General features: G+C 39.6%; 9 protein-coding genes and 2 tRNA genes. All 11 read left to right on the forward strand.

The window, feature by feature from the left end:
* Positions 1-172 precede the first annotated feature (172 nt).
* The gene (locus D8Q48_RS15175; RefSeq protein WP_121057091.1) at positions 173-1207 is read left to right on the forward strand and encodes an NUDIX domain-containing protein; all 1035 of its coding nucleotides are present in this window, start codon (positions 173-175) and stop codon (positions 1205-1207) included.
* Between the two features lie 12 nt (positions 1208-1219).
* Positions 1220-2776 carry an ABC-F family ATP-binding cassette domain-containing protein gene (locus tag D8Q48_RS15180; RefSeq protein ID WP_022076317.1) on the forward strand — a complete coding sequence of 519 codons (1557 nt, stop codon included), beginning with the start codon at positions 1220-1222 and terminating at the stop codon, positions 2774-2776.
* 170 nt (positions 2777-2946) lie between these two features.
* Positions 2947-3660 (forward strand): IMP cyclohydrolase, encoded by a 714-nt coding sequence (locus D8Q48_RS15185; protein ID WP_121057093.1) that lies wholly within the window; start codon positions 2947-2949, stop codon positions 3658-3660.
* A gap of 46 nt (positions 3661-3706) precedes the next feature.
* On the forward strand, positions 3707-4885 hold the full coding sequence (locus D8Q48_RS15190; protein ID WP_117992098.1) for a phosphoribosylaminoimidazolecarboxamide formyltransferase: 1179 nt from the start codon (positions 3707-3709) through the stop codon (positions 4883-4885).
* Positions 4886-4996: 111 nt separating this feature from the next.
* Positions 4997-5422 carry a tRNA (adenosine(37)-N6)-threonylcarbamoyltransferase complex ATPase subunit type 1 TsaE gene (gene tsaE / locus D8Q48_RS15195; RefSeq protein ID WP_022076314.1) on the forward strand — a complete coding sequence of 142 codons (426 nt, stop codon included), beginning with the start codon at positions 4997-4999 and terminating at the stop codon, positions 5420-5422.
* 67 nt (positions 5423-5489) lie between these two features.
* Positions 5490-6677, forward strand: a complete 1188-nt coding sequence (gene tsaB / locus D8Q48_RS15200; RefSeq protein ID WP_121057095.1) for a tRNA (adenosine(37)-N6)-threonylcarbamoyltransferase complex dimerization subunit type 1 TsaB — start codon at positions 5490-5492, stop codon at positions 6675-6677.
* Positions 6678-6699: 22 nt separating this feature from the next.
* Positions 6700-7605 (forward strand): ribonuclease Z, encoded by a 906-nt coding sequence (locus D8Q48_RS15205; RefSeq protein ID WP_022076312.1) that lies wholly within the window; start codon positions 6700-6702, stop codon positions 7603-7605.
* A gap of 9 nt (positions 7606-7614) precedes the next feature.
* On the forward strand, positions 7615-8643 hold the full coding sequence (gene tsaD / locus D8Q48_RS15210; protein ID WP_022076311.1) for a tRNA (adenosine(37)-N6)-threonylcarbamoyltransferase complex transferase subunit TsaD: 1029 nt from the start codon (positions 7615-7617) through the stop codon (positions 8641-8643).
* A gap of 33 nt (positions 8644-8676) precedes the next feature.
* Entirely contained in the window at positions 8677-9378 is a 702-nt protein-coding gene (gene ispD / locus D8Q48_RS15215; protein WP_121057097.1) for a 2-C-methyl-D-erythritol 4-phosphate cytidylyltransferase, read from the forward strand.
* 116 nt (positions 9379-9494) lie between these two features.
* Positions 9495-9580 (forward strand) — tRNA-Ser (locus D8Q48_RS15220).
* A 158-nt stretch (positions 9581-9738) separates the two neighbouring features.
* Positions 9739-9828 (forward strand) — tRNA-Ser (locus tag D8Q48_RS15225).
* The last annotated feature ends 629 nt before the right edge of the window (positions 9829-10457 follow it).

Consider the following 10457-nt stretch of genomic DNA (forward strand, 5'->3'; position numbering starts at 1 on the left):
TAGCTTTGCAGTTTAGAATAGAAATATCCTGATAAGTATAAAGTGTTTTAACTTTGTAACTTGTCAGGATATTTTCTTGTGTTTTCTATGCTGAAAAAGTAATATTAATAGTGAGTTGTATGTGATTTGTATTTGTAATGGATTGCGTTGATATAAAAGAGAGGGATTAGAAATGAGAAAAGAAAGTACATTATGTTACATCGAACAGGATAATAAATACCTGATGCTTCATCGTGTTGTGAAGAAAAATGATGTGAATAAGGATAAATGGATTGGAGTAGGAGGACATTTTGAGCATGGAGAAAGCCCGGAAGAGTGTCTGCTTAGAGAGGTTAAAGAAGAGACCGGGTATACGCTGACATCGTGGAAATATCGCGGGATTGTAACATTTGTCTATGGAGAAGATGTCATTGAATATATGTCGCTTTATACGGCAGATGCATTTACGGGAGAGCCGATAGAATGCGATGAAGGTGTTCTTGAATGGGTTGAAAAAGATAGAATCGGAGAATTGAATTTATGGGAAGGAGACCGTGTTTTCTTTCGATTGTTGGACGAGAGGGAAGACTTCTTTTCGTTGAAATTAGTATATAACAAATCCGATGTGTTGGAATATGCAGCGCTCGACGGCATACCAATGGAGCTTTTTGATGTTATTAATCCGGATGGTAGTAAAACGGGAGTTGTAAAAGAACGTGGAGTGGCACATCGGGAGGGGGCTCTTCATGCAACTGTGCATACATGGATCGTCAGACCAAATAACAAGAGTGGTTATGATGTATTATTGCAGAAGAGAAGTCTTTGTAAGGATTCTAATCCGGGAAGTTATGACATTTCTTCAGCAGGACATGTGGATACAGGAGATGAGACTCTCGAAAGTGCTCTGAGAGAATTGTGGGAAGAACTGGGAATTGAGGCGGTAGAAGACGATTTGACAGAAGTTGGAATTCATAGAGGGCAGTTTGAGGCTGTATTTCATGGAAGATTATTCAAAGATAACGAATTGAGTACGGTTTACCTTTATCAGAAACCGGTTGATATTACAACGCTTACATTACAAGAGTCAGAAGTATCCGATGTTATTTGGATGGATTTTTCAGAGTGCAGAGAAAAGATTAAAAATAAATCGTTACCGAACTGTATTTATCTGGAAGAATTTGATATGATTGGAGAGAAACTCGGAATACTGTCTGAGAAAAATATATAGTAGGAGAGCAAGATGAGTATATTAAATGTAGAACATTTATCACATGGATTTGGAGATCGTGCGATTTTTTCGGATGTATCATTCCGTCTTTTGAAGGGCGAGCACATCGGTCTGGTGGGGGCTAATGGTGAAGGAAAATCCACATTTATGAGTATTGTTACCGGAAAATTGCTGCCGGATGAAGGTAAAGTAGAATGGGCGAAAAATGTGCATGCAGGATATTTGGATCAGCATGCAGTTTTAAAAAGTGGGATGACGATCCGTGAAGCATTAAAAGCAGCGTTTGATCCGCTTTTGCAAAAAGAACAGAGAATGAATGAAATCTGTGATATGTTAGGAACAGCAGATGATGAGCAGATGACGGAGCTTATGGAGGAACTTGGAACAATCCAAGATGAGCTGACACTGCATGATTTTTATACAATTGATGCAAAAGTAGAAGAGGTGGCAAGAGCGCTGGGACTGCTTGATCTGGGGCTTGAGCGGGATGTAACAGATTTAAGTGGAGGTCAGAGAACAAAAGTACTCCTGGCAAAACTGCTTTTAGAAAAACCAGATATCCTTTTGTTAGATGAGCCGACAAACTACCTGGATGAGGAACATATTGTCTGGCTGAAACGATATTTATTGGATTATGAAAATGCATTTATATTGATCTCGCATGACATTCCGTTTTTGAATGATGTGGTAAATATTATTTATCACATGGAGAATCAGGAACTGAATCGTTATGTCGGAGATTATGATCATTTTCAAGAAGTTTATGCAGTAAAAAAAGCACAGCTGGAAGCTGCGTATCGTCGTCAGCAGCAGGAAATCAGTGAACTGAAAGATTTTGTAGCGCGTAATAAAGCACGCGTTTCTACAAGAAATATGGCTATGTCACGCCAGAAAAAACTGGATAAGATGGATGTAATCGAATTAGCGGCAGAGAGACCGAAGCCACAGTTTAAATTTCAGTATGGAAGAACTCCTGGAAAAATTTTATTTGAGACAGAGAATCTTGTTACAGGATATGATGAGCCATTGTCAAAACCATTGAATTTTTCTATGGAACGCGGTAATAAAATTGCTCTGGTAGGAACGAATGGTATTGGAAAAACTACATTGTTGAAGAGTATTTTAGGGCTGATTCCTTCTCTGTCCGGAAAGTGTGAGCTGGGTGAAAATTTACAGATTGGTTATTTTGAACAGGAAGTAAAAGGTGATAACCGAAATACCTGTATTGAGGAGATTTGGGAAGAATTTCCTTCGTTTACTCAATATGAAGTGCGTTCTGCACTGGCGAAATGTGGGTTGACGACAAAGCATATTGAAAGTCAGGTGAGGGTACTTAGCGGAGGAGAGCAGGCAAAGGTGCGTCTTTGTAAGCTGATGAACAGAGATACGAATATTTTGCTTTTAGATGAGCCGACGAATCATTTGGATGTGGATGCAAAGGATTCATTAAAGAAAGCATTACAGGAATACAGGGGAAGCATTTTGCTAATCTGTCATGAACCAGAATTTTACAAAGATGTAGTAAATGATGTCTGGGATATGAGCCGCTGGACAACAAAAGTTTTCTGATAGATTTGCGGGTATAAGAGTGATTTTTTGAAGTGTCTGTGCCGGGTAACTAATAAGTATTTATTAGAATGTATTGATGGTGAGCATATTGAACTTAAAAAATTTCATAGTTATAATAAGAATATGCGAAAAAAATGAAAATTAAGTTTGAAAACAAAGGAGAATCATCAATGAAAATGTTATCCATTGAACAGGAACTGAAGAATAACACTTATCCGGGAAGAGGAATCATCCTTGGAAAAAGTGAAGATGGTACAAAAGCTGTAGCAGCTTATTTTATTATGGGGAGAAGTGAGAACAGTCGTAATCGTGTGTTTGTGGAAGATGGGGAAGGTATCCGCACACAGGCGTTTGATCCATCCAAATTGACAGATCCAAGTCTGATTATTTATGCACCGGTACGTGTGCTTGGAAACAAAACAATTGTTACAAACGGAGATCAGACAGATACAATTTACGAGGGAATGGATAAACAGCTTACATTCGAACAGTCTCTTCGTTCACGTGAGTTTGAGCCGGACGGACCGAATTATACACCACGTATTTCAGGTGTGATGCATTTGGAAGACGGAAAGTATAACTATGCAATGTCTATTTTGAAAAGTAATAATGGTAATCCGGAAAGCTGTAATCGTTATACATTTGCATACGAGAATCCGGCAGCAGGTGAGGGACATTTTATTCATACATATATGCATGACGGTAATCCGCTTCCAAGCTTTGAAGGAGAGCCAAAGTTAATTGGAATTCCAAATGATATGGAGAATTTTACAGAGTTGTTATGGAACAGCCTGAATGAAGAAAATAAAGTTTCATTATTTGTCCGCTACATCGATATTGAGACAGGAAAATACGAGACAAAGATTGTAAATAAAAATAACTAAATAATATCAGAACTGTGAAATACAATTAGTAAGAGGAGCAGATAAGATGAAAGAATTAGAATTAAAATATGGTTGTAATCCAAATCAGAAACCTTCAAGAATTTATATGGCTGACGGAAGTGAACTTCCAATCCAGGTATTATGCGGACGTCCGGGATATATTAACTTCCTGGATGCATTTAATGGCTGGTTGCTTGTATCAGAATTGAAAAAGGCAACAGGTCTTCCAGCAGCAACATCATTTAAACATGTTTCACCGGCAGGAGCAGCAGTGGGACTTCCATTAGATGAGACACTTGCAAAAATTTACTGGGTAGATGACCTTGGAGAACTTTCTCCACTGGCATCAGCATATGCAAGAGCAAGAGGTGCAGATAGAATGTCTTCATTTGGTGATTTTATTGCACTTTCTGATGTGTGTGATGTAGATACAGCGAGATTGATCAAGAGAGAGGTCTCAGATGGTGTAATCGCACCTGGATTTGAGCCGGAAGCATTGGAATTATTGAAACAGAAGAAAAAAGGAAATTACAATGTTATTCAGATTGATCCAAATTACGTGCCGGCTCCATTGGAACATAAAGAAGTATTTGGAATTACATTTGAACAGGGAAGAAATGAGTTGAAGATTGATGATGAGTTTTTCTCAAATGTTGTAACAGATAATAAGGAAATTCCTGATTCAGCTAAGATGGACCTTGCAATTTCTATGATCACATTAAAATATACACAGTCAAACTCTGTATGTTATGTAAAGGGCGGACAGGCAATCGGTATCGGAGCAGGACAGCAGTCTCGTATTCATTGTACACGTCTGGCAGGACAGAAGGCAGACAACTGGTGGCTTCGTCAGTCTCCACAGGTTCTGGGACTTCAGTTTAAAGATGGAATCGGACGTGCGGATCGCGATAATGCAATCGATCTCTATATTGGAGAAGAATATATGGATGTTCTTGCAGATGGTGTTTGGGAGAATACATTTAAAGAAAAACCAGCAGTATTTACAAGAGAAGAAAAACGTGCATGGCTGGATAAGATGACAGATGTTTCGCTTGGTTCCGATGCATTCTTCCCATTTGGAGATAATATCGAACGAGCTCATAAGAGTGGTGTAAAATATATTGCACAGCCGGGCGGCTCAGTGAGAGATGACAACGTAATTTCAGTATGTAATAAATATGGCATGGCAATGGCATTTACAGGAATTCGTTTATTCCACCATTAAAATATACTAAAAATAAAAAAGAATGTGCTTTGGTACATTCTTTTTTTGTGCCGTGGGACTGGAAAAAACGAGGGTAATGTGGTATAGTCACTACTATATGGAGGAAACACTATGGTATTAGAGACGAGAAGTCCTGAACAGACATTTCAGATTGGTGTTGATCTGGCAAAGAAAGCCGTACCGGGACAAGTATTTACTTTGACAGGAGATCTAGGCGTTGGCAAAACTGTATTTACACAGGGATTTGCACATGGATTAGGAATCACAGAGCCTGTGAACAGTCCGACATTCACAATCGTTCAGGTTTATGAGGGTGGACGACTTCCATTTTATCATTTTGATGTATATCGTATTGGTGATGTAGAAGAGATGGATGAAGTCGGTTTTGATGAATATGTGATGGGGGAAGGCGTATCGCTGATTGAATGGGCGAATTTGATCGAAGAGATACTTCCTGAAAGACGTACAGAGATCATTATTGAAAAAGATCTTCAAGAAGGATTTGAGTATCGGAGAATTACGATAGAAGAACGATAAAAACACAGTTGGGAAAAGGTCAGCGTTGTCTGACCTTTCTTGGTTAACTAGGTGACAGGAGGAGCATATGAGAGTACTGGCAATTGACAGCTCAGGAATGACTGCAACAGTGGCAGTTGTAGAAGATACGCAAACAATTGCGGAATATACAGTAAATTTTAAAAAGACACATTCACAGACATTGTTGCCGATGATCGATACAATGGGGAAGATGATAGAACTTGAACTGAAATCAATAGATGCGATTGCTGTAGCAGGAGGACCGGGTTCTTTTACAGGTCTTCGAATTGGGTCAGCTACGGCAAAAGGATTGGGACTGGCATTGGAGAAACCATTAATACACGTGCCAACAGTAGATGGACTTGCGTATAATCTTTACGGGTGCCAAGATATTATTTGTCCTATTATGGATGCAAGAAGAAAGCAAGTTTATACAGGGATGTACACATTTGCAAGAAGAGAAGTGGAAGGAAGTAAGGAGACAGAACTGGTACTGGATGTATTAGAAGCACAGAATGCATCTCCAATAGAAGAATTGATAGAACGTCTGAATATACATGGAAGACCGGTTGTATTTCTCGGAGATGGCGTGCCGGTATATCAGGATGTAATCAAAGAAAAGATGCGTGTACCATTTTCTTTTGCACCTGCGAGTGCGAACCGTCAGAGAGCAGCAGTAGTCGGAGCTCTTGGAATTCAGTATTATAAAGAGGGAAAATTTGAGACGGCAATGGAACATCAGCCGGACTATCTGCGTGTATCACAGGCGGAAAGAGAACGTGCGGAAAAAGAACGCAAGGCTGTTGTAGCGATTCGTCAGATGAAAGTAGAAGATGCGGCAGCAATCGCAGAGATGGAACATCAGACATTTTCAGATGCTTGGAGTGAGAAAGCGATTCTTGATACACTTCGTAATCCAAAAACAATTTGTCTTGTAGCAGAAAAAATTGGGAAGATTGTAGGATATTGTATTGTCTATACAGCAGATGATGAGGCTGATATTGCCAGAATCGCAGTCTTAAAAGAATCAAGAAGATTTGGTGTCGCATCAGAATTGATACATGCATTAGATGTAATCTGCTGGGAGAACCAGATACAGATTATTATGTTGGATGTTCGTGTCAGCAATGACGATGCAAGAGCATTTTACGAAAAGCATGGCTTTACACAGGACGGAATCCGTGAAAATTATTATAAAAATCCGATTGAAGATGCGATTTTAATGAGTCGTGCGGTGATACCAACGAAAAAATAGAGCGTAGAAATAGAGGAATAATATGTTAGATGTATGTTTACTTGGCTGTGGCGGGATGATGCCACTGCCATATCGTTGGCTGACTTCCCTGATGACCAGATTTAATGGAAGCAGTTTGCTGATCGATTGTGGCGAGGGAACACAGATCGCAATAAAAGAAAAGGGATGGAGTTTTAAACCGATTGATGTAATTTGTTTTACTCATTATCACGGTGATCATATTAGTGGTTTACCGGGATTGTTACTGACAATGGGAAATGCGGACCGAACAGAACCGCTGACCTTAATCGGACCAAAAGGCTTGGAGCGAGTTGTAAATGCCCTCAGGGTAATTGCACCGGAATTACCATTTCCAATTTATTACAAAGAAATTGAAGGTGCAGAACAGACTTTTGAGATGAATGGATACAGGCTTAAGGCGTTTCGTGTAAATCATAATGTACTCTGTTACGGATATACATTGGAAATCGATCGTGCCGGAAAATTTGATCCTGCCCGTGCAAAAGAACAGAATATTGAACAGAAATACTGGAGTTTGTTGCAGAAGGGTGAAACGATAGAGACGGAAGGTCGTGTGCTGACTCCGGACATGGTGCTTGGACCAGCCAGAAAAGGAATTAAACTGACTTATACAACGGATACAAGACCGACAAAATCAATTCGTGAAAATGCGGTGGATTCGGATTTGTTTATTTGTGAAGGAATGTACGGAGAGAAAGAAAAGGCAGCAAAAGCTGTTGAATATAAGCATATGACATTTTATGAGGCAGCAGAGCTTGCAAAAGAAGCAAATGTAAGAGAAATGTGGTTGACACATTATAGTCCGTCGCTTACGCATCCGGAGATGTATATGGATGAGGTGCGTAAGATTTTTCCGGCGTCTAAGGCGGGAAAAGACAGGATGTCTGTAGAAATGAAATTTGACTAGGAGAAAATTATGAGGGAAATACAGGATATTAATATTTTGGCAATAGAAAGCTCCTGCGATGAAACTGCAGCAGCAGTAGTGCATAATGGAAGAGAAGTACGATCTAATATTATTTCTTCTCAGATTGACCTGCACAAATTGTATGGTGGAGTCGTACCGGAAATCGCCTCCAGAAAGCATATTGAAAAAATTAACCAGGTAATTGAAGAGGCATTGAAAGAAGCGGATACAACATTGGATGAAATCGATGCAATCGGAGTGACTTACGGACCGGGGCTTGTGGGAGCCCTGTTAGTTGGCGTTGCAGAAGCAAAGGCAATCGCATTTGCAAAGAATAAACCATTGATCGGAGTACATCATATAGAAGGTCATATTTCTGCAAATTATATTGAACATCCAGATTTAGAGCCGCCATTTTTGTGCCTGGTAGTATCTGGCGGACATACACATCTTGTATGTGTAAAGGAATATGGAAAGTATGAAATCTTAGGCGGAACACGCGATGATGCAGTTGGAGAAGCCTATGATAAAGTGGCACGTACAATTGGTTTGGGGTATCCGGGAGGACCGAAGATTGAAAGAATTGCACGTGAAGGAGATCCAAATGCGATTGTATTTCCAAAAGCACGAATTGAAGGATCACCATATGATTTTAGTTTTAGCGGATTGAAATCAGCTGTCTTAAACTATATCAATGGATGTCAAATGAAAGGACAGGAATATAATCCGGCAGATATTGCGGCATCATTTCAGAAGGCGGCAATTGATGCATTGGTAGAGAAATCTATGAAAGCAGTAGATGAATTTGATATGTATAAGTTTGCGATAGCAGGTGGAGTGGCATCGAATGGTGCACTGCGTCAGGCAATGGAAGAGGCATGTGCAAAACGTGATATGAAATTTTATTATCCGTCTCCGATTTTCTGTACAGATAATGCAGCAATGATCGGTGCGGCGGCATATTATGAATATCTTGCAGGAACAAGACATGGATGGGATTTGAATGCCGTGCCAAATCTGAAGCTTGGAGAACGATGATATAAAGTAGGGAATAAAGAGGAGAATCTTGAAATGGTAAAGAAACATTGTACAGCAATCGTATTGGCAGCAGGACAGGGAAAACGGATGGGAACAAAAGTACATAAACAATATCTGTTGTTACAGGATAAACCGGTGTTGTATTATTCATTACAGACATTTCAAGATTCGGCTCGTATAGATGAAATTTATCTTGTTACCGGACAAGGAGAGGAATCCTATTGTGAAGAACAGATTGTAAGACCATATGGCTTTACTAAAGTGACACATATTGTGGAAGGCGGAGCAGAACGTTATAATTCCGTATGGAATGCATTAAAGCATGTAGAGGATGGATATGTATTTATTCATGATGGCGCACGCCCGTTTATAAGTGAAGAGATAATAGAACGTGCATATGAAGCTGTTCAGAGTTGTAATGCATGTGTTGTTGGCATGCCGGTAAAGGATACAATAAAGATTGCGGATGATCATGCAAATGTTGCTGAAACTCCGGACAGAAGTAAAGTATGGATGGTGCAGACACCACAGGTTTTTCATGTTGGGCTGGTGAAAGAAGCATATAGATGTTTAATGGAACAAGAAGAGACGAATGTAACGGATGATGCAATGGTAGTAGAAACATTTACGGGGCATTCTGTAAGATTAGTGCAAGGAAGCTATGAAAATATTAAAATCACAACGCCGGAAGACTTGGAAATAGGCGAGGTTTTTGCTGGAAAATATGGAAAATAAATAACTTTTCAAAAAAATTAAAAAAAGTTTTGAAAAAGTGTTGACATAATATAAACCATGTGATAGTATACTACTTGTCGCGAACGACATAAACGAAAAGCGACAAAACAGAATATGGAGAGGTATCGAAGTGGTCATAACGAGGCGGTCTTGAAAACCGTTTGTCCGCAAGGGCGCGTGGGTTCGAATCCCACCCTCTCCGCTTGAATCGTATCGGTAAATGCCGATACGATTTTTTGTATGTTAGCAAAGTGTTCTTTCCTAACATACAAAAAGGCTCCGCGAGGATGCGTTTTATAAGTAAAAAAAAGACTGGACAAATCAGAAGAAATCATGTATATTAGTCTTCGGTTGTTTTTTGGAGAAGTACCCAAGCTGGCCGAAGGGGCTCCCCTGGAAAGGGAGTAGGTCGTTAGTAGCGGCGCGAGGGTTCAAATCCCTCCTTCTCCGTTTGTGTTACATGATTATCTCAGTCGAGAAGACTCCCACCTCTTTCAGGTGGTGAGTAACAGCAAATTTGTCTCAGTGGGAGTCCAATCTCCGACTGAGATAAACGCTCCGCGAGGATGCGCAGTGATTCTGAAAAGAATGTGTCAGCTTACGCTGACCAGAATCACGCGCCAAGTCTCGCGGCTGCTCGACTTGAAATATGTGATACAAGAAGGCATGAAAACTGATAAAACATTTTTTGAGATAAGATGAAAAAAGTTTAGAAAAAGTGTTGACAGAATAAAGAGTACATGCTAATATAAATGAGCTGTCGCAAACAAGACATCGAGAGAATGAACTTGAAGCGATAAAGCAAAAAAAATTAAAAAAGTTGTTGACAAACAGTGAAAGATGTGATAATCTGAATAAGCTGTCGCAAACGACAACAAACAAAGAACATTGATAACTAAACAATAGACAACAGATCCTTGAAAATTTCTTTAAGAGAAAATTTTTTAAGAACGGTTTATAACAAACCAAAACAACAGTAAAAGGATAGATTAGCTAGAGTTAATCTTGACTAGAACAAACACTTTTAACGAGAGTTTGATCCTGGCTCAGGATGAACGCTGGCGGCGTGCTTAACACAT

Source organism: Ruminococcus sp. B05 (assembly GCF_003628495.1).
Taxonomy (GTDB): Bacteria; Bacillota; Clostridia; order Lachnospirales; family Lachnospiraceae; genus Schaedlerella; species Schaedlerella hominis.

Excerpts from the sequence above, each read along its gene's own strand:
- D8Q48_RS15175 (WP_121057091.1), top strand. The coding sequence starts at position 173 with ATGAGAAAAGAAAGTACATTATGTTACATCGAACAGGATAATAAATAC.
- D8Q48_RS15180 (WP_022076317.1), top strand. The coding sequence starts at position 1,220 with ATGAGTATATTAAATGTAGAACATTTATCACATGGATTTGGAGATCGT.
- D8Q48_RS15185 (WP_121057093.1), top strand. The coding sequence starts at position 2,947 with ATGAAAATGTTATCCATTGAACAGGAACTGAAGAATAACACTTATCCG.
- D8Q48_RS15190 (WP_117992098.1), top strand. The coding sequence starts at position 3,707 with ATGAAAGAATTAGAATTAAAATATGGTTGTAATCCAAATCAGAAACCT.
- tsaE (WP_022076314.1), top strand. The coding sequence starts at position 4,997 with ATGGTATTAGAGACGAGAAGTCCTGAACAGACATTTCAGATTGGTGTT.
- tsaB (WP_121057095.1), top strand. The coding sequence starts at position 5,490 with ATGAGAGTACTGGCAATTGACAGCTCAGGAATGACTGCAACAGTGGCA.
- D8Q48_RS15205 (WP_022076312.1), top strand. The coding sequence starts at position 6,700 with ATGTTAGATGTATGTTTACTTGGCTGTGGCGGGATGATGCCACTGCCA.
- tsaD (WP_022076311.1), top strand. The coding sequence starts at position 7,615 with ATGAGGGAAATACAGGATATTAATATTTTGGCAATAGAAAGCTCCTGC.
- ispD (WP_121057097.1), top strand. The coding sequence starts at position 8,677 with ATGGTAAAGAAACATTGTACAGCAATCGTATTGGCAGCAGGACAGGGA.